At 69.1% G+C, this 25,337-nt stretch carries 14 protein-coding genes; all 14 read right to left on the bottom strand.

Annotated features, from left to right (window positions below):
- Positions 1–109: 109 nt before the first annotated feature.
- The 14 genes from gspD to purL all read right to left on the bottom strand — a co-directional run bounded on the left by gspD (position 110) and on the right by purL (position 25,180).
- Positions 110–2,317, bottom strand: a complete 2,208-nt coding sequence (gspD, locus tag A7X97_RS09295; protein WP_111007843.1) for a type II secretion system secretin GspD — start codon at positions 2,315–2,317, stop codon at positions 110–112.
- A gap of 9 nt (positions 2,318–2,326) precedes the next feature.
- Positions 2,327–3,115 carry a general secretion pathway protein GspN gene (locus tag A7X97_RS09290; RefSeq protein WP_072168888.1) on the bottom strand — a complete coding sequence of 263 codons (789 nt, stop codon included), beginning with the start codon at positions 3,113–3,115 and terminating at the stop codon, positions 2,327–2,329.
- Positions 3,105–3,818, bottom strand: coding sequence for a type II secretion system protein GspM (gspM, locus tag A7X97_RS09285; RefSeq protein WP_061478433.1), 714 nt, complete (start codon positions 3,816–3,818; stop codon positions 3,105–3,107). The genes A7X97_RS09290 and gspM overlap by 11 nt, the downstream gene beginning before the upstream one ends.
- Positions 3,793–4,938: a PilN domain-containing protein gene (locus A7X97_RS09280; RefSeq protein WP_005415230.1), complete on the bottom strand. Its 1,146-nt coding sequence runs from the start codon at positions 4,936–4,938 to the stop codon at positions 3,793–3,795. The genes gspM and A7X97_RS09280 overlap by 26 nt, the downstream gene beginning before the upstream one ends.
- Complete coding sequence (locus A7X97_RS09275) at positions 4,935–5,798, bottom strand: type II secretion system minor pseudopilin (RefSeq protein ID WP_072168886.1); 864 nt, start codon at positions 5,796–5,798, stop codon at positions 4,935–4,937. The genes A7X97_RS09280 and A7X97_RS09275 overlap by 4 nt, the downstream gene beginning before the upstream one ends.
- Positions 5,795–6,427, bottom strand: coding sequence for a type II secretion system protein J (locus A7X97_RS09270; protein WP_072168885.1), 633 nt, complete (start codon positions 6,425–6,427; stop codon positions 5,795–5,797). Before A7X97_RS09270 ends, A7X97_RS09275 begins: the two co-directional genes overlap by 4 nt.
- Positions 6,424–6,843 carry a type II secretion system protein XpsI gene (xpsI, locus tag A7X97_RS09265; protein WP_061478437.1) on the bottom strand — a complete coding sequence of 140 codons (420 nt, stop codon included), beginning with the start codon at positions 6,841–6,843 and terminating at the stop codon, positions 6,424–6,426. Before xpsI ends, A7X97_RS09270 begins: the two co-directional genes overlap by 4 nt.
- The gene (gene xpsH / locus A7X97_RS09260) at positions 6,840–7,334 is read right to left on the bottom strand and encodes a type II secretion system protein XpsH (protein ID WP_049417201.1); all 495 of its coding nucleotides are present in this window, start codon (positions 7,332–7,334) and stop codon (positions 6,840–6,842) included. Before xpsH ends, xpsI begins: the two co-directional genes overlap by 4 nt.
- A 6-nt stretch (positions 7,335–7,340) precedes the next feature.
- Positions 7,341–7,784 (bottom strand): type II secretion system major pseudopilin GspG, encoded by a 444-nt coding sequence (gspG, locus tag A7X97_RS09255; protein ID WP_005415225.1) that lies wholly within the window; start codon positions 7,782–7,784, stop codon positions 7,341–7,343.
- A gap of 49 nt (positions 7,785–7,833) precedes the next feature.
- Positions 7,834–9,054 (bottom strand): type II secretion system protein XpsF, encoded by a 1,221-nt coding sequence (gene xpsF, locus A7X97_RS09250; protein WP_072168883.1) that lies wholly within the window; start codon positions 9,052–9,054, stop codon positions 7,834–7,836.
- A 24-nt stretch (positions 9,055–9,078) separates the two neighbouring features.
- The gene (gene gspE / locus A7X97_RS09245; protein WP_111007842.1) at positions 9,079–10,800 is read right to left on the bottom strand and encodes a type II secretion system ATPase GspE; all 1,722 of its coding nucleotides are present in this window, start codon (positions 10,798–10,800) and stop codon (positions 9,079–9,081) included.
- A gap of 136 nt (positions 10,801–10,936) precedes the next feature.
- On the bottom strand, positions 10,937–12,790 hold the full coding sequence (locus A7X97_RS09240; RefSeq protein WP_111007867.1) for a S8 family peptidase: 1,854 nt from the start codon (positions 12,788–12,790) through the stop codon (positions 10,937–10,939).
- A 158-nt stretch (positions 12,791–12,948) separates the two neighbouring features.
- Positions 12,949–20,856, bottom strand: a complete 7,908-nt coding sequence (locus A7X97_RS09235; protein WP_111007841.1) for an ESPR-type extended signal peptide-containing protein — start codon at positions 20,854–20,856, stop codon at positions 12,949–12,951.
- Positions 20,857–21,295: 439 nt separating this feature from the next.
- The gene (gene purL / locus A7X97_RS09230; protein ID WP_088496907.1) at positions 21,296–25,180 is read right to left on the bottom strand and encodes a phosphoribosylformylglycinamidine synthase; all 3,885 of its coding nucleotides are present in this window, start codon (positions 25,178–25,180) and stop codon (positions 21,296–21,298) included.
- Positions 25,181–25,337 lie beyond the last annotated feature (157 nt).

The following is a 25,337-nucleotide window of genomic DNA, read 5'->3' as shown; positions in this document are numbered from 1 at the left end:
CCCCGCAAACCCACAGTGCCCCGCCATCCCTCAGTAAACCCGCTGTTGCTTTGGCTGTTGCCGTTGCTCTGGCCTCTGCGGGTGCCGGGCGCCGCCCGGCCGTAACCCCTTACTTCTTCGCGCGCGGCTGGTTCAGCGGCTCCATCGCGCGGAAGCGCTTGCTGTACTCATCGGTCAGGTTGCGCGATTCCTGGTTGTTGCGGACGATGGTCGGGGTCAGCAGCACGATCACCTCCGAACGACGGCTGGTGCGGGTCTTCTGCCCGAACAACGCACCGACCACCGGGATCCTGCTCAGGCCCGGAATGCCGCTGCTGCCATCGGTGGCCGAGTCGGTGATCAGGCCCGCCAGCATGATGGTGTCGCCGCTCTGTACCGCCGCTTCGGTGGACAGCTTCTTGGTCGAGATGCGCGGATTGCAGTTGCGTTCGTTCGGATTGCAGGCGTCCGGCACGTCGGAGGCGCTGCTGACCTCCTGCACGATATCCAGGAACACCGTGCCATCGCGGGTCACGCGCGGGCGCACCTTGAGGATCACGCCCGTGTCGATGTACTGCACCGAGCTGTAGGTGCTGGTGCCCACGCCGGTATTCACCGTGGTGGTGTTGATCGGCACCTTGTCGCCAACGTTGAGCGTGGCCTCGGCGTTGTTGCGCACGAACACCGACGGTGTCTGCAGCAGGCGCAGGTCGGTGACCTTGTCCAGCGCGCTGACCACGGCGGCCGCGTTGTGGCCGGTGAACGCCCAGCCCACGCCATCGTTGCCGGTGACGCCGCCGGCGAAGGTATTCCACGAACCGCCCGCTGCCGGCGGCAGGGTCAGGCCCGCCAGTGCGCCGGTCAGCGCACGACCGGCCACGGCGTTGTCGAAGAACCAGTTCACGCCGTATTTCAGGTCACCGGTCAGCGCGACTTCGGCCACCTGTGCCTCGATGTGCACCTGCAGCGGCATCACGTCCAGCTTCTCGATCACCTCGCGGATCGAGCGCCAGGCCTGCGGGGTCGAGCGCACCAGCAGGGTGTTGGTCTCCTCCACCGCCGACACGCCGACGCGGTCGCCCTCCACTTCCAGGCTGACACTGACGTTGCCGGGCTGGCGCTGCGGCAGGTTCAGGCTGCCGTTGCTGCTGCCACTGCCACTGCCACTGCTCCCGCCCAGCGTCGAGCCGAGGGTGCTGCTGTTGTTGTCCATGCCACGATCGCCGTCACCGCCCAGCTGCGACGGGATGGCGCCTGGCGCCAGCGAGGCCGGGCTGGAGGCGCCGCGGTTGCCACTGCTGGCGAAGGCCTCGCTGAGGCGCTCGGCCAGATCGCGTGCCTTGATGTAGCGCAGCTCATAGGAGAACAGGCGGGCGCTGCCACCTGCGGTGTCGATGCGATCCAGCCACTGCTGGATCTGGTCCAGGTAGCGTACCTGCGGCGTGATCACCAGCACGGCGTTGGCGTTCTCCAGCGGCAGGAAACGGAACATGCCAGCACTGGGCGTCTTGCTCTCTTCGCCGAACACCTTTTCCAGGTCGGCCGCGACCTGCTCAGCCTTGCCCGACTGGATCGGGAACACGCCCACCGACATGCCCGACAACCAGTCGACGTCGAAGATCTCGACGGTGCGCAGGTAGTTTTCCAGTTCTGCGCGCGTACCACCGAGGGTGATCACGTTGCGGCCGCTGTCCACATTGACGATGGCGTTGGGACGCGCATACGGCTCCAGCACCTTCTTCATCTCGGTGGCGGAGATGAACTGCAGCGGGACCACGCGGACCTCGAAGCCGCGTGCGCTGGCCGCCGGCGCGGTGCTCGGCGCGACCGTGCCGGCCAGCGCCTGGTCGGCGGCGACGATGTTGTAGCGGCCGCCGCTGTAGACCATGCGCGCGTTGTTCCAGCCCAGCACCATCTCCAGCAGGTTCAGCGCCTGCGCCGGCGAGACCGGCTTGGGCGTGGCCAGGGTCACCGTGCCCTGCACGCCCGGTGCAATCACGTAGTTCTGGCCAAGCATGTCGCCAAGGATGGCCTTGACCACCGCATGCAGCGATTCGCCTTCGAAGTTGAAGGTGGCCTCGCCGGTGCTGGCGCCATGCAGCGCCGGGGCCGGTGCGCGCGCGGCCTCACGGTTGATCATGGTGCCGGTGCCGCGACGGATCACCGCCTGCGGTGCGCCCTGGCTTTCGCGGGCGGCATCAGCAGCGACGTCGGCCGCTTGGCCGGCAGCGGCGCTGGGCGACAGGTTGCCGTTGCGCTGCACGTGCGGCGCGGACACCGTACTGCAGCCGACCAGCAGCGTGAGGGCAAAGGACCAGGGAAGAAAACGCAGGTTCATGCATTCACTCTATCGGTTGGTGCCATCGCCCGGGGGCGGCGACGGTTGTTGCTGCTGTTGCTGCAGCTGGCGGCGGCGGGCCTGGATGCGTTCGCGGATGGCCTGCATCTGCGCTTCGCTGGGACCGTTGTTGTTGGCCGGTGGTGTTTTTGCAGCTGACGCCGCAGGTGTGGGGGCATTGCCGGCGGGCGGCGTCGGAGGGGTGGCCGCGACCGGGGACGGCGCCGGCGGAGCACCCGCCGAAGGCGGCACAACGATCGCACCTGCAGGCGGTACACCGTTGGCACCGCGCAGCACCGTCGGCGGCTCACCGCCCTGGCCGTTGAACACGGCCAGTTCCAGGACCTGGTTGCCACCGGGGCCGATCACCGTCGCCTGGCGCGGCTGCAGCGCGACCAGCTGCCAGCCATCCACGGCTTCGCCGTTGAGACGCAGGCGCAGCGAGCGGTTCTGTTCGGTGGTGAAGGTGGCCATGCCGAAATCGCCGGTCAGCAGCACGCCGGTCAGGCGCAACGCGGCACTGGCCGCCGGTTCGCTGCCCCCCAGCAGATAGGGCCGCGGCCTGCGGTCTTCGGCGAACAGCGGGCGCTCTCCGATCGCGCTGTAGCTGTCGGCGCTGGCCATGCGCTCTGCAGCCAGCGGCGGCAGCGATGGCAGCGATGGCGCGGCGTCGGCATCACCGTCGGCGCCCGGCAGCTGGCTGCCCAGCCCGAAGACGGTTGCCAGCCAGACCGCCGCCGCCCAGCCGGCCAGTGCCAGCAGGAAGCCGGTACGCAGGCTGATCTGCTCAAGCTTCATCGGCCACCTCCTGCCCTTCGGACGGGGGCGCCGGCTGGGGCGCCGGCGTGGCCTCGGCCGGCGAAGCAGCCGGCGTCGGCGCTGCAGCGGGCGCCGGAACCGTGCCATCGGCGGCGGCGCCTGGCAGCAGATAGCCGGCCAGCTCGAAGGACACATCCAGGCCCAGCCCCGATTCGTTCGGCGATTGCTGGAAGCGCTGCGCGATCAGGTTGAGGTTGTCGACGAACAGGCGGGGGCTGCCGGTTTCGAGGCTGTGCAGCACGGTGGCCAGTTCGGCCACGCCGCAGCGCAGGCGCACCTGCATGGCGACGCGCACGAACTCGGCATCGCGCCGGTTGTCGGTCAGCGGCGTGCGGTTGCTGATGGTGCAGCTGCGGTTGCCCGGGCTGGCCATCGCTACCGCATCCTGCAGCCGGGCGCCCAATGCAGCGGCGGCAGCTTCGGCGGTGGCTTCGCGCAGGAAGCCTGGCCGCTGCTGCAGTGCCTCGCGGGTAGCGCGAAGGCGCTGTTCGATCTGCGGCTGCTGCTGCAGCTGCGCCTGCACGCGCGACTCGCGTTCGCGCAGGGCGGCGACATCGGCGTCGATCGCACGCAGCGGCTGGGTGAACCAGGGGTGCACCAGCAGCAGATAGGCCAGGCCCAGCACTGCCAGCAGCAGTGCCAGCGCCAACCAGCGATCACGGCGTGCGCTTGGCATCGGCATCGGCCGCCTCCGGGGTCGGTGCTGCGGCCGGCAACGGCTGCAGTTCGGCGGTCATGGTGAAGCGGTCGCGGCCACTGGCCGCGCCATCGGCCTGCAGCACCCCGGTCAGGTTGACCTTGCGCCACTGCGGTGCGTCCTGCAGCAGCTGCACCAGCTGCGATGCCTCGCGGCTCAGGCCGATCAGCTGCAGGTTGTTGTTCTCGATCGCCAGCTTTTCCAGGTAGGTGCCTTCCGGCAGGCGCCGGGTCAGTTCGTTCCAGATCTCCACCGTACCGGCGCGCTGGCTGCGCTGCTTCTCAAGGAATGCAGCACCATCGATCAGCGCCTGCAGCTGCGCGCGTTCGCTGGCCACGCCACGCGCGCTGCGCGCGCTGCGCTCGACCTGCGCACGCAGTTCGTCGGCGGCGGCCTGGCGGTTGTCCAGCAACTGCACCGCGGCCAGTACCAGCATCACGACGGATGCCGCTGCCAGCAGCAGGTTCCAGCGCCGCATCGGGTCTGGCCGCAATTGGCGCTGCGCGGGCGGCAGCAGGTTCACCTGCAACACGTTGCCCTGCGCATCGATGGCATCGACGCCGGCCAGCGCATCGGCCCATTGGCCCACCCGCATGCGCCATGCTTCCAGCTGCCGCAGTGGCCACGCCACCAGTTCGACCTGCAACTGCCCTTCACCGCCCGCGCCGAGTTCACGCACGTCATAGCTGACCTGGGACGCTTCGAACGGGGTCTGCCGGTCGATCTCGAAACCGACCACGGCACGCAGGCGGTCGGCCGCCGCGGCGGGCAGGCGCAGCGTGCGCCGCAGCACATCCGCCGCGGGCAGCAGCCACACCCGGGGCAGGCTGCGCAGGCGCGGCTCGAGTACCCGGTCCAGTTCCACCGGCGACAGCGGCCACGGCAGGCGCGCCACCACTTCGCGGCGTTCACCGGCCTCACGCCAGACCTGCAGCTGGTCGCTCTCAGGCTGCAGCAACAGGCGGGCCTGGCCCCAGCCCAACGCCCATTGCCAGCGCACCGGTACCCAGGCCAGCAGCGACTGCCGCCACCAGCGCAGGAAACGGCCAGCGCCCGGGCCGATCCGGCCCTGCACCTGCCGCAGACTGTCCTGCCACGCCGTCATCTTGCTGTCATTCCCTGCTCCCAGCGAAGCACTGTGTAGGTCCGCCCGGGAACCCCGCCCGAGCCACTGCGTATCACTGCCTGCAACACCGACCTGCGTCCACTGCTGTCGATGGCAGCGGACTCGATACTATAGGTGCCGCTGCTGCTGGCAAGCGTTGTCGTACCACCAGCGGAATCTGCATCACGCTCCTGCTGGGCGCGCTGCGCCAGCACGGCATCCGCATCCAGGCCCAGTGCGGTCAGCACCGGTGCGCCGGCGAACTGGGGATCCGGCCGCGCCTGGCGGCTGTACAGGGTCAGGTGCGGCAACATCGCCCGGTACAGCGTGCCGCGCATGCCCAGCACGCGCTGCAGCTCGCCCAGGGTCTCGAACCGCTTGTTGCGTGGGCCATAGGGCAACCCGGCTGCGGCGTAGTCCTGCGCTTCGGCACCACCGCCCGGCTGCAGCAGGCTGTCCTCGTCACGCCAGTCGATGATGGCCCCGGCCAGCTGCCGGGCCTGTGCATCGTCTTCACCCAGTGCCTTGAGGAAGGCGGCCAGCAGCGCGGCATCGGCCAGGTTCAGGTTGATCTTGCCGTTCTCGTCCAGCACCTTGATCTCGATGCTGGCGTCGTCGAACTGCCAGCGATAGGTCCGGCCATCGGCACGCCAGGGCGCGCGCTGCGGATCGGCCGACAGGCGCAGCAGTGCATATTCGAGGCCGGCGCGCGCACGTTCCTGCCCGCGTGCATCGTCATCCAGCACGCGCTGCTGCAGGTGTTCGACCCGTGCGCTCAGCGCGAATGCGCCGACCAGCGCGGTCATCAACGCGATCAGCCACAGCACCAGCACCAGTGCCGCCCCACCCTGACGCCTCATCGCGCGCCTCCGCTGCCACCGGCGCGCAGCGCCACCACCAGCGGCGGCCACGGCGCACCCCGGGCCGGCGCGATCTGGATCTCCACCAGCATCGGCAGGCGGCGGGTGTCGTCCCAGCGAGGCATCCAGTCAGTCACCTGCCCGGTGCTGGCATCGATACCCCGATAGCGCAGCTGCACCGACTTCAGGTTTTCCACCAGCACCTCGGGCGGGCGCGGCGGGTTCTCGGCGATGCGCTCGCCTTCCTGCAGCAGCACCAGCTCCAGCAGCAGGCGCTGGTGGCCATCGTGTCCGTCGACCTGCAGCGCATGCAGGTAGGGTCCGCCACGGCCGAGGTAGCCGGGCAGGTCGGCGGCGAACAGCATGCGCTGCTCTTCGCCCTGGAAGAAGACCGGCTCGCGGGTGGGATCCGGAACTTCCAGCGGCGTGCGCAGCGCAGCCGCCAGCTGCCTGCGCAGCAACGATTCCACCGCGCGCATGCGTTCGCTTTCGGCGGCGATCTGCTCGCCGCGCTGGCTGACCGCCATCGCCGAGCGCACGCTGGCAAAGGCCAACGCCAGGCCGCCGGCCAGCAGCACGGTGGCCAGCATCACTTCGACCAGGGTGAACCCTGCGGCGCGGCGCCTCACCGGGCATTCTCCAGGTCGGGCGGCAACAGGCGCAGGCTGCGCCAGCGCAGCTGCTCGCGTTCGCTGTCGCCCCAGCGCACCTGCAACTGCAGCTCCGCCAGCCATGCAGTACCCGGTGAGGTCGCCTGCCCGACAGTGCCGGCGCGGGGCTCCACCCACGGCTGAACCTGCAGTTCCCAGTGATAGCGCCCCTGTTCCCAGTCACCCTGTTGGCTGCCCACCTGCAGCGGCGTGTCGACACCGGCTTCGGCCAGCAACGACTGGGCGTGCAGCACCGCGCGCGTGCGCAACTCGGCATCGCGCACCTGTTTTGCGCCGCCGGACAGGCTGCCCAGCAGCAGGGTCAACGCCAGGCCCAGCAGGGCGAAGGCGATGATCACTTCCAGCAGGGTGAAGCCACGCGCGCGCCGCTTCATTGCGCCCGCCAGGGGCCGGAGCGGACCTCGCCAGTGAGCCAGCCGACGTCGACGCGCCATTCGGCGCCGTCGCGCTGCAACCGGATGCGGCCACCGCTGGAGCCACCATCGGGATGGAATTCGATCACGCCCTGCCCCGGCGCGGTGGCCAGCTGTGCGGCACCTTCGAACTGCACCTGCAGCTGTGCGGGCACCTCACCGTGGCGCTGGTTGGCGCCTTCCCAGCGCCGCCGCGCCGGCTCGATGACGAAGCGCTGCGGTTCACCGCGGGCGATCGCCTGCGCGCGCACCATGCGCAGCTGGCTGGCGATGTCCTTGCCTGCGCTGCGCAGCTGCATGCCGGCGAAGCCGCGCGACAGGCCGGCGGCAGTGATCAGGCCGATCGCCGCGATCAGTGCGATCACCAGCAGCATTTCCAGCAGCGACAGTCCCGCCGCGCGCCTGCCGTGCAGGCGCGGGTGGGGCAACCGGCGCGGCAGGAAATACGTCATGCGCGGTTACGGCTGGTAGCGGATGTCAGCGTCGACGCTGCTACCGCCGGCCTTGCCATCCTTGCCCAGGCTGACCAGCTCATAGGGCTGGCCTTCGCCCGGTGCGCGGTATTCCAAGGCGTGGCCCCACGGGTCGTTCAGGTCGGCCGGCTTGGCGTACGGGCCGAGCCAGCCGCCAACACCGGCCGGTGCGGTCACCAGGTCATTGAGCGAGCCGGGCAGCTTGCCGGTGTCGATCTGGTAGTTGTCGATCTTGGACGCCACGGTCTGCACCTGCGCCTTGGCGATGTTGGCCTTGCCACGGTCGGCACCGCCCAGCACGCGGCTGGCGACCAGGGTCAGCACCGCGCCGATCAGCACGATGACGATGATGATTTCCAGCAGGCTCATGCCCGACTGGTTGCGCGCGGCAGTGAAGGAAAGGCGGATCGGTCGGCGACGGGCAATCATGGACGGTCCTTTCAGTTGCGGAGTGTCGGGGTTGCAGGGAGTGCCATCGTCAACCGATGGCATTGGTCAGGTCGTACAGCGGCACCAGCACGGCCACGATCACCGCGCCCACCACCGAGGCCAGCACCAGGGTGATCGCCGGCACCATCGCCGCCAGCAGGCGGTCGATGCGCCGGGCACTATCCTGTTCGAAGGTGTCGGCGGCCTTCAGCAGCATGGTATCGAGGGCGCCGGATTCCTCGCCGACCTGGATCATCTGCAGGGCCAGGCGCGGGAAGCGCTTGCCGCGCGACAGTGCCAGCGACAGGCCGGCACCATTTTTCACTTCATCGGCGGCCACTTCCACATCGGCGGCCAGCGCGCGGTTGCCCAGTACGTTGCGGGCGATGCCCAGTGCGCCCAGCAGGGGCACGCCGTTGCGCAGCAGGGTGCCCAGCGTGCGCGCCAGGCGCGCGGTTTCCAGTTCACCGACGAGACGGCCGATGCCACGGCGCTGCAGCAGCCAGCCATCCAGCGCCAGCCGGAACGCGGGTTGCCGCGCCTTGCGCTCGAAGAACAGCACCACCAGCGCCGGCACCACCAGCAGCAGCACCCACCAGTCGCGCACGAACAGGCCCAGCTGCAGCACCGCATTGGTGAACCACGGCAGCGCCACGTCCAGGCTCTCGTACATCTGCGCGAACTGTGGCACCACATAGCCAAGCAGGAACAGCAGCGCGCCGCCCACCACCACCAACAGGATGGCCGGGTAGACCAGTGCGTTGATGACCTTGCCCTGCAGCGCGCGGCTGCGCTCGAGGTAGTCGGCCAGGCGTTGCAGGGTTTCATGCAGGCTGCCACCGGCTTCGCCGGCGCGCACCATGTTCACGTACAGCCGCGAGAACAGCCCATGCTGGCGTTCCAGCGCGGTGGACAGCGGTGCACCGCCGCGCACCACGTCGCGGATGTCGGTGATCGCGCGGCGCGATCGTTCGTCCTCGGGCAACCCCAGCAGGATCGACAGCGCGCGGTCCAGCGGCTGGCCGGCACCGAGCAGGGTCGCCAGCTGCTGGGTGAACTGCAGCAATGCAGCGCCCTGCAACGGGCGCTGCTGCAGCAGGTTGCGCCAGCTGCTGCCGCCGATCGCGCCGGCGTCGGCCAGCTGCGTCTCCATCGGCAGGTGGCCCTGGTCCTGCAGGCGCGCGATCAGCTCGGCCTCGCTGGCCGCCTCCATCTGCCCGTCGAAGACCTCACCGTGCGGATTGAGCGCCTTGTAGCGGTAGTTCGGCATGTCAGCCCCGGCGTCCTGCACGCATCAGCTTTCCTCGGTCACGCGCAGCACTTCCTCGATGGTGGTCTGTCCGCTCAGCGCCTTGGACAGACCATCCTCGTACATGGTGCGCATGCCGGCTTCGCGGGCGATGCGCTCGATCTCGCCCATGCCATCGCGACGCATCACCGCACGCCGCAGCGCATCGTTCATCACCAGGAATTCCATGATGGTGGTACGCCCCAGGTAGCCGGTCGGCGCCAGCGCCGAGGGCTTCGGGCGGTAAAGGTGGATCGGTCCCTCCGGCTGCAGGCGGCGCAGCTCGAAGCGTTCGATCTCCTCTGGCGAGGCTGCGTAGCGTTCGGCATGGGTCGGCTCCAGCCGGCGCACCAGGCGCTGGGCGAGGATGCCGTTGATGGTCGAGGTGAGCAGGTAATCCTCCACGCCCATGTCGAGCAGGCGGGTGATGCCACCGGCCGCATTGTTGGTGTGCAGGGTGGACAGCACCAGGTGGCCGGTCAATGCCGACTGGATGGCGATGCGCGCGGTTTCCAGGTCGCGCATTTCACCGATCATGATGATGTCCGGATCCTGGCGGACGATGCTGCGCAGCGCGTTGGCGAAATCCAGGCCGATCTGCGGCTTGGCCTGGATCTGGTTGATGCCCTCGATCTGGTATTCGACCGGATCTTCCACCGTGATGATCTTGACGTCGGCGGTGTTGAGCTGGCTCAGCGCGGTGTACAGCGTGGTGGTCTTGCCCGAGCCGGTCGGGCCGGTCACCAGCAGGATGCCGTGCGGCTGTTCCAGTACCTTGCGGAACTGCGGCAGGAAGGCGTCGGTGAAGCCGAGCCGGTGGAAATCGAAGACCACCGTTTCACGGTCCAGCAAGCGCATCACCACGCTTTCGCCATGCGCGGTGGGCACGGTACTCACGCGAAGTTCCAGCTCCTTGCCCTGCACGCGCAGCATGATGCGGCCGTCCTGCGGCAGGCGGCGCTCGGCGATGTTGAGCCGGGCCATGATCTTGATGCGGCTGATCACCGCGGCGGTGAGGTTGGCCGGCGGGCTTTCGCCCTCCACCAGCACGCCATCGACCCGGTAGCGGACCTTCAACCGGCTCTCGAACGGTTCGACATGGATATCCGAAGCGCGCAGTTCCACCGCACGCTGGATCACCAGGTTGACCAGACGGATCACCGGCGCTTCCGAAGCGAGGTCGCGCAGGTGCTCGATATCGTCGACCGCGCCGCCTTCGCCATCGGCGGTTTCCACGATCGCGCCCATCGCGCTGCGGCCCTGGCCGAACCAGCGCTCGACCAGGTCATCGATCTCCGCACGCATGCCCAGCACTGGTGTCACCGGAACCCCCAGCGCCAACTGCACGGCCTGCTGCGGATAGGCATCGTGGGCATCGGCCAGCCACAGACGCACCCCGTGTTCATTCAGCTCCAGCGGGCACACATGGAACTGCTTCAGGAAACGCAGCGACAGCGGCAGTCCCTCGGCCAGCGCCTGCGGCGGGGCCTCCGGCACCTGTTTGCCCTCCAGCAGCGGCAGGCCCAGCACCTCGGCGCTGGCCTGTGCCTGGTCGCGTTCAGACACCAGGCCCAGGCGCACCAGCAGGCCCAGCAGGCTGCCGCCGGCCTCGGCGTGCAGCGGCCGCGCGCGCGCCAGGTCTCCTTCCTTGAGCCGGCCGCGTGCCAGCAGCGCATCCAGGATGCGGCCTTCGGCATCGTCGGTAACGGTTGCAGCGAGCGCGTTCACGTGACTCTCCTGTCAATCGGACCGACTTTAGCAGTTAAGCCATGATTTCCGCCGCCCTGCGGCCAGCTTTCGTAAAAAGACGAAGCCCGTCACACAGGATGACGGGCCTCGGCCGTTCAACTACGACACGTCAGGCTTACTGCGTGGCGAGGATGCTCACGCCGTTGTAGGCCGCTTCGCCCACCACCTTGATGTAGTAGGTGCCTGCCACCGGCTTGTTCACCCGTACCGTTTCGGACGTGCCGGGACGGGTCGACTTGCCATCGTTGTCGCTGGCGCTCGGCTCGCGTCCCTGGGCGATGTAGACCGACACGTTGCCGGTGCCACCGTAGGTGATCACGCTGAGCTGCTTGCCAGCGGCTGCCTCGAAGCTGTACAGGCGGCTGCTGCCGGCCGTACCGTTCAGGCCCCCCACGGCGGCCTTGTTGGTCAGCGGCGTCGCCACCGGCCCGCAGTTCTCGGTGCACGGCTCTTCCAGTGCCTTGGCCAGCGCCGCCTTGGCATCGACGATGCCGGTGCCGATCGGGGTGGCGGTCGGGATGCTGACCGGGAACGGGCGCGCGGTTTCCTTCAGCAGCGCGCGCATCGCGGCGGGGGCCAGCGGATCCTTGCCCTTGGCGATCAGCGCGCTCTGCACCAGTGCAGCGACGGCAGCCACGTGCGGCGAGGCCATCGACGTGCCACCCATGCCCATGTAGCTGTAGCTGCCCGACTCCGGCGTGGTGGCCGCATCGGAACCGGACTGCCAGACGTAGCCGCCCGGATTGCCATCGACGCTGCCGCCACCACCCGGACCGGACAGGTCCACGCGGGTGCCGTAGTTGGAGTAGTAGGTGATGCCGCCGGTGATGCGGGTGGCGCCGACGGTCACCACGCCGTCGCAACTGGCCGGACGGTACTTGGATGCGTTGTCGGTCTCGTTGCCGGCCGCCACGACCACGGTGGTGCCACGCGAGATCGCGCCATTGATCGCATCCTGGTAGGTTCCGTCACAGCTGCCGCTTCCACCCAGGCTCATGTTGATGATCTCGGCCGGGTTGGCATTGGCGGGCACGCCCGCCACGGTGCCGCCGGAGGCCCAGGTGATGGCGTCGGCGATATCGGAAAGGTAGCCACCGCACTTGCCGAGCACGCGGACCGGCAGCACCTTGGCCTTGTGCGCGACACCGGCCATGCCGACGCCGTTGTTGGTCTGCTCGGCCACGGTGCCGGCCACATGGGTACCGTGCCAGGAGCTGTCCTCCGCGACGGAGCCGGTGTAGCACTCATTGTCGTTCTCGACCCAGTCGCCATAGTCCTGCGCGCGCGGCACGCGATCGTTGGTGGCACGGCGCGACGTCTCGGCATCGCTGATGAAGTCGTAGCCTTCCAGCAGGTTGCCGACCAGGTCCGGGTGCTGCGGCAGGATGCCGGTGTCGAGCACGGCCACCACCACGCCCTCGCCCTGCGATACATCCCACGCCGACGGTGCATTGATGCCACCGGTGGCGTTGTGCAGGTGCCACTGGTACTGCTGGTAGTACGGATCGTTCGGCGCCAGCGCCGGCTGCACGTCACCGGCGCGCAGCTCGGTGCGGCGCAGCTTCACGTCGGCTTCGGCGTACTGCACGGCCGGGTCGGCCTTCAGTTCCTTCAGCACGCGCTGCAGTTCCGCAGGCGCCAGGCGCCCCTGCAGGCGGATCAGGTCGGCACCGACGCCGAGCCTGCGCACGACCTGCGGGCCCAGCGTGCTGGCGCGGGCGGTGCCACCGGACAGGCTGGCGCGGGTCAGCGCGGACTGCACGGTGGACAGCTTGGCCGAACGGTCGCCCGCCGCAGCGGTGCCGGCACGATACTTGACGATGATGCGCTCGGCGCCCGGCTCGGCGGTGCTGGCCTGGCGCACCGGTTCACGGGTCGGCAACCCGGCGGCGTGGACGGCACCCACCGCGGTCATCGACAGCACGGCGGCGGCAAGCACATTGATGCGAAGGTTCTGCTTCTTGATCACGTCGAAATTCCTCTTCTGGGTCATGGATCGAACCAACACTGCGGCCATCATTCCTTGACGACTCCCGGCCGGCCCAGCCGGGATTGCCGTGACCTCCCCCCAGGCCCTCGTTGCAGGTGATGCGCCGGCGTGGGTGGCCGCCGGCGCAGTGGTTTGGCTTACCAGCCGAAACCAGCACCGACGCCAACCGAGCTGTCGTCGCTGCTGAAGGCACCGCCGAAGGTGACCGTGGCGCGATCGCTGATCGCACGCTGGTAGCCCAGCGACAACGCCGACTCGCCGCCCTGGAAACCGATGCCGACGCCGACCCGGTTCTGGGTGCGGATACCGGCGGCACTGGTGGCCATGTTGAGCATCGCCGCGCTCATGGCGCCCTGGCGGTCGATGCGGCGATCCATGTGGCGCAGGCGCCCGTCGATCTCGCCCTTGAACACATCGAAGCTGTCGGCGACGGCCTGCACGCGGCTGTCGGTGTAGCTGTTGGCAGTGGCCATGCCACGGTCCAGCTGGCCCTTGTTGACGGCGTCGGTGGCGGTGGTGCCGGCGGCGACGTTGGTGACCTGGCGTTCGTTGCCTTCGCTACCGACCGACACGGTGTTGGCACGATCGGCAACCGAGCCCTGGCCCAAAGCCACCGCGTTGGCAGCCGTGGCACTGGCACCCTGGCCGATGGCGGTGGACGAGGCGCCACTGGCCACTGCGCCCTCACCCATGGCGACGGCATTGAAGCCCGTGGCCGGGGTGCCAACCGGAATCCCGGCACCGGCGGCGGCGGCCGTCGGCGTGCCCTGCACGCGTGCGGTGCTGGCCGGTGCCGCGTCGGCGGTGGCCGGTGCGTCGGCGACGCTGGCCAGTGCGCTTTCATCCAGCGAGGCACTCATCGAACGCAGGCTTGCCGTTCCCGAACGCGTGCCTCCGGCGGTGCGGCGATCGATCTCGCTGACCTTGCGGTCCAGCGCACCGAGCGCATCGCCGACGTTGCTGTACGTCGCGCCCTGGATCACGTAGTTCGGCGCCACGAACACACCCTGCATGCCGACGCTGGCGCCACCGCCGAGGAAGCTGGCGGCATCACTGAGCGACTGGAACAACTGCCCGCCATTGATCGCCTGGCGGCTGCCGGCGGCGATGCTGCCGGCACCGACGTTGTCGATGGTGGTGCCCTGGAAGCCGGACAGGGTCAGGCGGTCACGGCTGGCGTCGTCATAGCCGACTGCACTGGCCGCCGTGGTCTCGACCGTCGCGATGCGCGAATCGAAATCGCCCACGCGGGTTTCCACTGCGCCCACGCGCTGGTTGGTGACGTTGAGCTGCGAACCGGTGACCGCATCGCTGCTGCCGGCAGCGATGCGGCCGTCGGCCACATTGACGATCCGCCGCGTGGCCGGGCCATCGGTGCCATTGCCACCGCCGACCGACACCACGTTGGCATCGAGCGCACGCGAGCCCGCCCCCAGCGCCACCGAGTTCGCACCGGACGCGCCGGCGCTGTTGCCCAGTGCAAGCGCATCATTGCCAATGGCCATCGCGTTGGCACCCAGCGCATTGCTGCGTGCACCACTGGCACTGGCGGCCGAACCGACCGCAGCGGCATCGCTGCCGCTGGCACTGGCGGTACCCGCACCAGTGGCCTTGACGTAGCGTGCGGTGCCATCGGCGGTCGCCGCGACCGCATCGAGCTGGCCACGATTGACTGCATCGGTGCGCTCGGTACCGGCGGCGACACGGGTGATCTGACGATCACTGGTGCTGCTGCCCACTGACACGGTATTGGCACGATCAGCCACCGAGCCGGCACCCAGTGCGATGCTGCCGGCTGCCGACGCATTGGCGCTGACACCCACTGCGGTGGCATTCGCGCCGGTGGCCTTGCTGCCGTAGCCGACCGCCGTACCAAGCCGGCCACTGGCTTCGGCATAGCTGCCCAGCGCGGAGGCACCGTCAGCCGAGGCGTTGGCGCGGAAGCCGCTGGCCTGCGACTGCGTGCCGCTGGCCGTGGCCTGCGCACCACTGGCGGTGCTGTAGGCACCCTTGGCCTGGGCACCGGTGCCGCTGGCGCTGGCACCGAGTTCGCTGGCGCTGGCGCCGCTGCCCACCGCCACGCTGTCGACACCACTGGCCTGTGCGTTGTTGCCCAGAGCCGCGGCGTTGTTGCCGGTGGCCAGGGCATCGACGCCGATGGCGGTGGCGTTGACGGCCATGGCGTTGGCTCCGCTGCCCAGCGCGGTGGCGCCGTTGCCGACGGCGTTGGCCGCGTTGCCGGCGGCCAGTGCGTTGTCTCCGTCGACCAGGGCACCGGCTTCGCCATCGGCGTTGCCGCTGGCCTGGAACCGCCGGGCAGTCCTGTCGGCAACGCTGGCAACCGCGTCCAGCTGGCCCTTGTTCACCGCGTCGGTGGCCTCGGTGCCGGCTGCGACATGGGTCACCTGGCGTTCGCCGCCCGCGGTGCCCACGGCCACGGTATTGTCGCGCTCGGCCTTGGAGCCGGCGCCCAGCGCCACGCTGTTCAACCCACTGGCGGTGGCACTGGCGCCCAGTGCCGTGGCATCTGCCGCATCCGCCCACGAATTCCAGCCGATCGCGGTGGCGTAATCTTCGGTCGCCCACGCACCCGCACCGAATGCCGCTGCACCGGTGCCGCTGGCACGCGACGGGATCAGGCCGAAGAAGGTGCTGCCACCGATGGCCACGCTCTCAGCGCCACTGGCTTCGCTGGACTGGCCGACCGCAACGGCACCGCTACCGGCCGCGGCGGCGCCGAAGCCCACTGCCGTGGTGTTGGCACCGCTGGCCGCCGAGCCATAGCCCAACGCGGTCCCGAGGCGACCGCTGGCTTCAGCATAGCCACCGACCGCGGTGGTGCCATCGGCGGAGGCGGCACTGCGGAAGCCACTGGCCAGTGCCTGCGTGCCGCTGGCGTTGGATTCGGTGCCGGTCGCGGTGCTGTACGCACCACTGGCCTGTGCACGCGCACCCGCGGCGCTGGCACCCAGCTCGCTGGCGCTGGCGCCGGTACCGAGCGCAAGGCTGTCTTCGCCGGTGGCCTGTGCGGTACTGCCGAGTGCTGCGGCGTTGTTGCCGGTGGCCAGCGCATCGATGCCGACCGCCGTGGCGTTGGCCGCCAGTGCATTGGCGCCGCTGCCGAGTGCGGTGGCACCGTTGCCGATGGCGTTGGCCGCATCACCGGCCGCCAGCGCGTTATCGCCCTCGACCAGGGCGCCGGTTTCACCATCGGCGTTGCCACTGGCCTGGAACTGCCTGCTGGTCTTTTCCGCTGCAGCCGCTACGGCGTCGAGCTGGTTCTTGTTGACCGCATCAGTGCCCTGCGTGCCAGCGGCCACATTGGTGATCTGGCGGGTATTGCCACCACCGCCCACCGACACGGTGTTGTCGCGGTCCGCGATCGAATCGGCGCCCAGCGCCACGCTGTTGGCCGCGCGCGATTCGGCGGCGTTGCCCAGTGCGGTGCTGTTGATGCCACCGGACCAGGCGCCACCACCGACGGCGGTGGAGTAATTGCCCGATGCTTCGGTGGCCAGCACGCCGAACAGCGAACCGCCGACGGCGACGCTGTTGGTGCCGGTGGCCAGGCTGCCCTGGCCGGTGGCGGTGCTGTAGGCACCCGACGCCTCGGAGTCGCCGCCCAGCGCCACGCTGTTGGAACCGGAGGCATTGGCGAAGTTGCCGAAGGCGGTGGCATTGAACGCCGAGGCCTGCGCATAGCCACCGATGGCGGTGCTGTAGCCACCGGTCGCTTCTGCGCCGATGCCGAACGCTGCCGACGCGGTGCCGCTGGCGACGCTCTCGCTGCCGACCGCGGTGGCGCCGCTGCCGCTGGCGTTGCTGAAGTAGCCCACCGCCACGGCTTCCTCGCCGGAGGCTTCGGACAACACACCGTTGGCGGTACTACCGGCACCACTGGCGATGCTGGCGGCACCGAACGCTGCGCTCTGCTCGCCGCTGGCTTCGCTTTCCGCACCCTGCGCGGTGGCGTACTCACCGGTCGCCTGGGCGTTGGCACCGACGGCGCTGGCGTTGGCGGCGCTGGCCAGCGCGTTGAAACCGATCGCCTGCGCGTTGTTGGCCAGCGCGTTGGCACCACTGCCGAGCGCGGTGGCGCCGTTGCCGATGGCGTTGGCCGCATCACCGGCAGCCAGCGCGTTGTCACCCTCCACCAGCGCACCGGCTACGTCGTCGCCGCTGCCACTGGCCTGGAAGAAGCGGCTGGTGGTGGTGGCGGTACTCGCGACCGCATCCAGCTGTGCCTTGTTCACCGCGTCCGTGGCTTGGGTACCGGCAGCGACGTTGGTGATCTGCCGCTCGTTGCCACTGCTGCCCACCGACACCGTGCGTGCACGGCTGGCAACCGAACCGGCACCGAGCGCGACAGCATTGCTGGCGCTGGCGTTGCTGCCGGCGCCCAACGCAATCGCACTTTCACCGCCGGCCACCGTATTGGTGCCGATGGCGATGCTGTTGATGCTGTTCCCCAGCGCCTGGAAGCCCAGTGCCACGCTGTTGTCGCCATAACCAAATGCGCCGCGACCGACGGCGGTGGAGCTGGTGCCGTTGGCCCAGCTGTTGTAACCGATGGAGGTCGCACCACTGCCACTGGCCCAGGCCGCGTTGCCGAATGCCGAGGCATTGGTGGCGGTGGCCCACGCACCCGAACCGAACGCTGCTGCGCCACTGGCCGTCGCCCAGCTGTAACCACCGACAGCGGTGCTGTCATCGCTGCTGGCGAAGGCGCTGTCACCGACCGCAACGGCATAGCTGCCGGTGGCGCGCGACTTGCCGCCGGCCGCGAAGCTGTTGTCGCCACTGGCCTTGGCGGCATTGCCGAACGCGCCGCTGGCAGCCCCGGTGGCCTGTGCACCGCTGCCGACCGCCGTGGCATCGGCGGCCGCCGTGGTGCCCACCTGCTGCGCCTTGCCGTCGGCGCCGATGATCGGCTGGTTGTACTCATCGTAGGCCTGCCCGAGGCCACCGATGGCAACACCGCCGTTGCCGGTGGCGCTGCTGTTGCGACCCACCGCCACGCTGTCATCACCGATCGCCGACGCGGCAGCGCCATGTGCAACCGCGCCGGCGCCAATCGCATTGCTCGACGAACCGGCCGCGACCGCGCCTTCGCCCTCGGCGAACGCACCGGCATCACTGCCCGCTTCGGGCTGTGCCTGGAAGAAGCGCGCGGTGCCGTCGGCGGTGCTTGCCACAGCGTCCAGCTGCGCCTTGTTCACCGCATCCGTCGCCTGCGTACCCGCGGCCACGCTGACGATCTGGCGTTCATTGCCATTGGTGCCCACGGCCACCGTATTGGCCCGATTGGAGCCCGAATAGGCGCCCAGCGCGACACTGTTTTCGGCGCCAGCGGTGGCGTAGTAACCGATGGCCGTGCTGTCCTTGCCGATGGCCCAGGTCTGCGCGCCCAGTGCACTGGCGTTGTCGCCTGCGGCATAAGCGAAGTAACCCAGCGCGGTGGATTCCGCGCCCACTGCTTCCGTGAAGCTGCCGTTGGCCAACGAGCGGTCACCACTGGCGACCGCACCGCCGCCTACCGCGGTGGAGGACACACCGCTGGCCCGCGTCTGCACATACAGGCCCATGCCCGGCACGATGTCGGCCGGGCCACCAATGGCGACGCTGCCGGCGCCGGTGGCGCTGCTCTGCGTTCCCAGGGCGGTAGCGTTGCTGCCACTGGCGGTGGCCGCCGCGCCGAAGGCCGCGCTGCCCTGCCCCGAGGCCAGCGCGTTGCTGCCGACGGCAGTGGCGCTCTGCGCGATGGCAACGGCGCCCGCTCCCAGTGCACTGGTGCCATTGCCGATCGCATTGGCCGCCTCGCCGGCGGCCAGCGCATCTTCGCCTTCGGCCAGCGCACCGGCCTCGCTGTTGCTGCTGCCGGTGGCCTGGAAGTGCTTGGCGGTGGCGTCAGCCACGGCAGCGACGCCCTTCAACTGGGCCAGATTGACCGCATCGGTGGCTTCATTGCCCGCGGCAACGCTGGTGATCTGCCGTTCGTTGCCTGCGCTGCCGACCGCTACGCTGTTGGCGCGGACAGCTTCGGAGTTCGCGCCCAGTGCAACGCTGTTGGCACCGCGAGCGGTGGCGTAATAACCGACGGCGGTACTCTGCGCGCCGCTGGCCCAGGTCTGCGCACCGAGCGCGCTGGCATTCTCACCCGGGGCGTAAGCGAAGTAGCCGACGGCGGTGGATTCCGCACCGGACGCTTCGGTCAGGCTGCCGTTGGCCACCGCACGATCACCGCTGGCGATGGCACCGGCGCCGACGGCCGTCGCCGCTTCGCCGCTGGCCTGGGTCTGCACGAAGAAGCCCAGGCCCGGAATCAGGTCGGCCGGGCCACCGATGGCGACGCTGCTGGTACCGGTGGCGGTGCTCTGCGTACCCAGTGCGGTGGAGTAGTCACCAATGGCATTGGCGACCGCACCGAATGCGGACGACTGCGCACCGGCGGCATACGCGCCAACGCCGTAGGACGACGCCGCAAATCCACTGGCTTCGGCACTGGCGCCGACTGCAGTGCCACCGACGCCTGCGCTGGTGGCGCCGGTTTCGACCGGCACGCCACCACTGGTGATCAGCGGATTGCCATCGGCATCCACTGCAGCACCACCGACGGCGACGCTGCCCGGGCCGTTCGCCTGTGCGTTGTTGCCGAACGCGGCGCTGTTCTGGCCTGACGCCAGCGCGTTGTTGCCGACGGCGGTGGCGTTCTGCGCAACGGCCGTGGCACCGGCACCCACGGCGGTGGTGCCATTGCCGATGGCGTTGGCCGCCTCGCCGGCCGCCAGTGCCTCGTCACCTTCGGCCAGCGCGCCCGCATCGCTGTGCCGGCTGCCGGTGGCCTGGAAGTGCTTGGCGGTGGCATCGGCCACGGCGGCCACATCCTTCAACTGGCCGACATTGACCGCGTCGGTATCTTCAGTACCCGCCGCGACGCTGGTGATCTGCCGGGTCAGGCCATATTCGGCGGCGCCGACCGACACGGTGTCGACACGGTCGGCCAGCGAGCCGGCGCCGAGCGCCACGCTGCCGGTGGCAACCGCCGCCGAGTTGGACCCCAGCGCGGCGCTGTACTCACCCACGGCGGTGCTGAACGCACCCACCGCGATCGATGCTTCATTGGCGGCGGTGGCGCCGCGGCCCAGTGCGGTACTGCCCGGGCCCATCGCCACGGCACCGCCACCCACGGCAGTGGCGCCATCGGCAGTGGCTTCGGACAACGCGCCCAAGGCGGTGGCCGCGCCATTCTCGCTTGCGGCATAGGCACTGGCGCCGACGGCGGTGTCACCAAGACCGAACGCGGCAGCACTCTGCCCGACCACCACGCTGGCGTCACCGATTGCCAATGCGCCCTGGCCGAACGCGCTGGCGCCCAGGCCGGCAGCAATCGCCTGGGTACCGATGGCGGTGGTGGCATTGGCCAACGACTGCGCACCGGCGCCCGCTGCAACCGCGCCCTGCCCGTCGATCTTCGCCGCGTCGCTGTCATCACCTGCGCCATCGGCCTTGAAATAGCGGTTTCCATCTGCGGCGACGTCCGCCAGCGCGGCCTGCGTGGCGCGTGCCTGCGCATCCAGCTGTGACTTGTTCACCGCATCGGTGGCCTGGGTGCCTGCAGCCACGTTGGTGATCTGCCGTTCCTTGCCGGCATCGCCAACGGACACCGTGTTGGCGCGGTTGGCCCTGGAGCCTGCGCCCAGCGCCACGCTGTTGGCGGCAGTGGCGCTGCTGTTGCTGCCGATCGCCACCGCGTTGCTGCCCTTGGCACTGGCGGAGCCTTCCACCAGGCATTTTTCCAGCAGCTTGCCGCTGAATGCCACGCAGGTTGCGCTGCCGCCGATCTGCACCGACTGCGCAGCGGCGTAACCGCTCATGCCCAATCCCAATACCAGGCCCAGTGCCACCGCCAACAGCGCGGGCGTAGCTGGTGTCGTATCGCGGCGCTGGTCGACAACACCACCGCTGCTGTCGGAGGAGGCCAGTTCCGAGGCCACCACCAACTGACCCAATGCTTTGTTCCAGACCTTGCGATAAATCCGATTCATCGGTACGGCTCCTGATTGGACTGGTTTTGGGCAAAGCAACGCCACCGCCGGGCCTTCTGGCCCAACGTCCCCTGGGGGCGTTTTTTCGCGTGATTTACTGCGGGGTATTGCCGAACGGCGCGCAGCGACAGAAAACCGAGCGCGTACGCCGAGCGGTTACTGCGGAATGAATGGTTCTGAAACGGGGTTCAAGTGTTAACGGCAACTTTGCAGATCGTCAAGACTTTGACACGACAAATGCTATTGCCGTGAAGCAGTTCACCATTTCGCGTGTTTATAAAAGTATTTTGTTAGGTACACGTGACGGACCGCTGGCGCATGAAAACCGATGTAACTAGCGGGCGCGACAAGGGTTTCACGCGTGCAAAGAAAAACCCGCCGACGAAGCGGCGGGTTTTTCCATACGCGGTGGCATTGCGGCCTGCGCGGAATGATGCGATCAGCCGCACCATACCCGCGCGTTGCGGAACATGCGCATCCACGGCGAATCACCCTGCCATTCCGCCGGTGCCCAGCTCAGGTTGAGCGCGCGCGGGGTACGTTCCGGGTGCGGCATCATGATGGTGACGCGGCCGTCGCTGCTGGTCAGGCCGGTGATGCCGTCAGGCGAACCGTTCGGGTTCAGCGGGTACTGGCTGGCCACCTTGCCATTGCCATCGATGTAGCGCAGCGAGACACGTGCAGCAGCCTGGTCGACGGCATTGTCGAACACGGCCTGGCCCTCACCATGCGCCACCGCCACCGGCAGGCGCGAGCCGGCCATGCCACGCAGCAGGATCGACGGCGATTCCACCACTTCCAGCAGCGCGGTACGGGCTTCGAACTGCTCGCTGGCATTGCGGCGGAACTGCGGCCAGTGCTCGGCACCCGGAATGATGTTCTTCAGCTGGCTCATCATCTGGCAGCCGTTGCATACGCCCAGCGCGAAGCTGTCTTCGCGCGCGAAGAACGCGGCGAAGGCATCACGCAGTGCGCTGCGCTCCAGGATCGAGGTGGCCCAGCCACGGCCGGCACCGAGCACGTCGCCATAGCTGAAGCCACCACAGGCCACCAGACCGGTGAAATCCTGCAGGGCCACGCGGCCTTCAATCAGGTCGCTCATGTGCACGTCGAAGGCGCGGAAGCCGGCGCGTTCGAAGGCGTTGGCCATTTCGATCTGGCCGTTGACGCCCTGCTCGCGCAGCACCGCCACGCGCGGACGCGCACCGGTGCTGATGAACGGTGCGGCCACGTCTTCGTTGAGGTCGAAGCTGAGCTTCGGCTTCAGGCCCGGTGCGTTGAAGGCACGCGCGACCTCGCGCTCGGCATCGGCGTTGGCCGGGTTGTCGCGGCGCTTCTGCATCGCGTGGGTGACCGACCACCAGGCGTCGAACAAGGCCTCCCAGCGCCACTCGGCCAGGTTCTCGCCGCCCAGCGACACGCGCACCACCGGTGCGGTGGTTGGCTTGGCGATGCGCTGCGCGCATTCGGTCAATGCATGGCGTTCAACCAGGTCGGCAAACGCGGCACGGTCTTCGCGTGCGATCTGAACCACCGCACCCAGTTCTTCGTTGAACAGGCTGCGGAACGGATCATCACCCCAGGCATCGAGGGCGATATCCAGGCCCAGGCGCGAGGTGAAGGCCATTTCGCACAGGGCGGCGAAAGCACCGCCGTCGCTGCGGTCGTGATAGGCCAGCAGCAGGCCGGACTGGCGTGCATCGCGGATCAGTTCGAAGAAACCCCGCAGGCGCTGCGGATCATCCAGGTCCGGGGCGGCACCGGCGAAGGCCGGCAGGTCGCCGTGGTCGGCATGCACCTGGGCCAGGATCGAACCCCCCAGGCGCTGCTTGCCGGCACCGAGGCCGATCAGCCACAGCTCGCTGTCCACCTCCCGGTCGAGCAGCGGGGTCAACTGCTGGCGCACGTCGGCGACCGGCGCGAACGCCGAGATCACCAGCGACACCGGCGACACGCTCTTGTGCGCTTCGCCCTGGTCGTGCCACTGCGCCTGCATCGACAGCGAGTCCTTGCCCACCGGGATGCTGATGTCCAGCTGCGGGCAGAGTTCCATGCCCACCGCCTTCACCGCGTCGTACAGCAGCGCGTCTTCGCCGGGGTGACCGGCCGCAGCCATCCAGTTCGCCGACAGTTTGATCTCATCCAGCGCATCGACCGGGGCCGCGCACAGGTTGGTCAGCGCTTCGCCCACCGCCATGCGTGCCGAAGCAGCGGCATCGAGCAGGGCCAGCGGGGTGCGCTCGCCGATCGACATCGCTTCGCCAGCCACGCCATCGAAGTCGGCCAGGGTGATCGCCACGTCGGCCACCGGCAGCTGCCACGGGCCGACCATCTGTTCGCGCGCGGTCAGGCCGCCGACGCTGCGGTCACCAATGGTGACCAGGAAGTTCTTCGAAGCGACCGTCGGGTGCGCGAGCACGCGCAGGCCGGCTTCCTGCAGGTCAAGGCCACCGGTCTTCAGCGCCGGCCAGCGCGGTGCCGGCGGGTGCGCGGTGTCGCGATGCATCTTCGGCGGCTTGCCGAACAGCACGTCCATCGGCAGGTCGATCGGTGCATCGGCCGGGGTGTGGCCCGGCACGGCGCCGTAAGCCACCACCAGGTGTTCCTCGGCGGTGGCCACGCCGACGGCCGCGAAGGGGCAGCGTTCGCGGGCGCACAGCGCGGCGAACTCGGCCAGGCGCTCCTGGGCCACGCCCAGCACGTAGCGTTCCTGCGACTCGTTGCACCACAGCTGCATCGGTGACAGCGACGGATCATCGGTGGGCACCTTGCCCAGGTCGATGACACCACCGACGTTCGAGTCGTGCAGCAGTTCGGGGATGGCGTTGGACAGGCCACCGGCGCCGACGTCGTGGAAGAACTTGATCGGGTTGTTGGCGCCCATCGCCACGCAGCGGTCGATGACCTCCTGGCAGCGGCGCTCCATTTCCGGGTTGTCGCGCTGCACGCTGGCGAAGTCCAGGTCCTCGGCGCTTTCACCGGAGGCCACCGAACTGGCCGCACCGCCGCCCAGGCCGATCAGCATCGCCGGGCCACCCAGCACGATCACCGCATCACCGGCCTGCAGCGGGATCTTGTCGACCTGCACGCGATCGATCGCACCGAGGCCACCGGCCAGCATGATCGGCTTGTCGTAGGCGCGCACCAGGTCGGCGCCTTCCGGCAGCTCGAAGCTGCGGAAGTAGCCGAGCAGGTTCGGGCGGCCGAACTCGTTGTTGAACGCGGCGCCGCCGAGCGGGCCGTCGGTCATGATTTCCAGCGCCGGTGCCATGCGCGGGTTCAGCGCGCGCGGCGCCTCCCACGGCTGCGGCAATTCCGGAATGCGCAGGTGCGAGACCGAGAAGCCGGTCAGGCCTGCCTTGGGCTTGCCGCCACGGCCGGTCGCGCCTTCGTCGCGGATCTCGCCACCCGCGCCGGTCGAAGCGCCCGGGAACGGTGCGATCGCGGTCGGGTGGTTGTGGGTTTCCACCTTGATCTGGAAGGCACTGGGCACCTGCGCTTCGCGGCGGTATTCGCCACTGGCCGGATCGGGACGGTAGCGCGACGCCGGATGGCCTTCGATCACTGCAGCGTTGTCGCTGTACGCGCTGAGCGTGTGCTGCGGGGTCTGCTGGTGGGTGTTCTTGATCATCCGGAACAGCGAGCGGTCCTGTTCCTGGCCATCGATGGTCCAGCTGGCGTTGAAGATCTTGTGGCGGCAGTGCTCGGAATTGGCCTGCGCGAACATCATCAGTTCCACGTCCGACGGCGAGCGGCCCAGCGCGGTGAAGCGTTCACGCAGGTAGTCGATCTCGTCCTGGGCCATGGCCAGGCCGAGGCGCTGGTTGGCGGCCTCCAGCTGGTCCACCGGCACGCGTTCCAGCTCGCCACGGGCCGGCGCCGAGAACAGCGCCTGGCCCTGCTCCACGGTCTCCAGCACCGACTGTGTCATCGGGTCGTGCAGCGCCTTGACCAGCGCCTGCTGGGCGTCAGCATCTGCCGGCCAGCCCTGCACGTCGATACGCAGGCCACGCTCGACCCGGCTGACCGGCTGGCCGGCACCGCGGACCAGTTCGGTGGCCTTGCTCGACCAGGGCGACAGCGTGCCCAGGCGCGGCACCACGATGCGGCTGACTGCGCCTTCGGCCACGGCTTCGGCCTGCGGCGCCGCTTCGAGGATGCGGCACAGCGTGGTCAGGTCGGGGGCGGCGCTGCCTTCGGGCTGCACGAAGTAGACGTGCCAGGCACCGCTGATGCGCAGGGAGGGAGCGATGGACTGCAGGCGGGATTCAAGACGTTCGCGGCGGAACGGCGACAGGGCGGGCGCGCCCTCGAGGACCATCATGTCCGGGGAACCGTAGTTGGGAAACGGGCCCGACATTGTACCGGAAGCAGGGGGATGGCTTTGGCCGGGCGGCGCCCGGCACCTGCCGAGGCCACGGCAACGACAACGGCAACGGCAACGGCCCAAGCAAAAGCTGGGTTCCCGTGGGATGGCGGGG

This window comes from Stenotrophomonas sepilia (genome assembly GCF_003244875.1).
In the GTDB taxonomy this organism is placed as follows: domain Bacteria; phylum Pseudomonadota; class Gammaproteobacteria; order Xanthomonadales; family Xanthomonadaceae; genus Stenotrophomonas; species Stenotrophomonas sepilia.
Note: the sequence above shows the minus strand (reverse complement) of the source record. Positions and strands in the feature narration are given on the sequence as shown.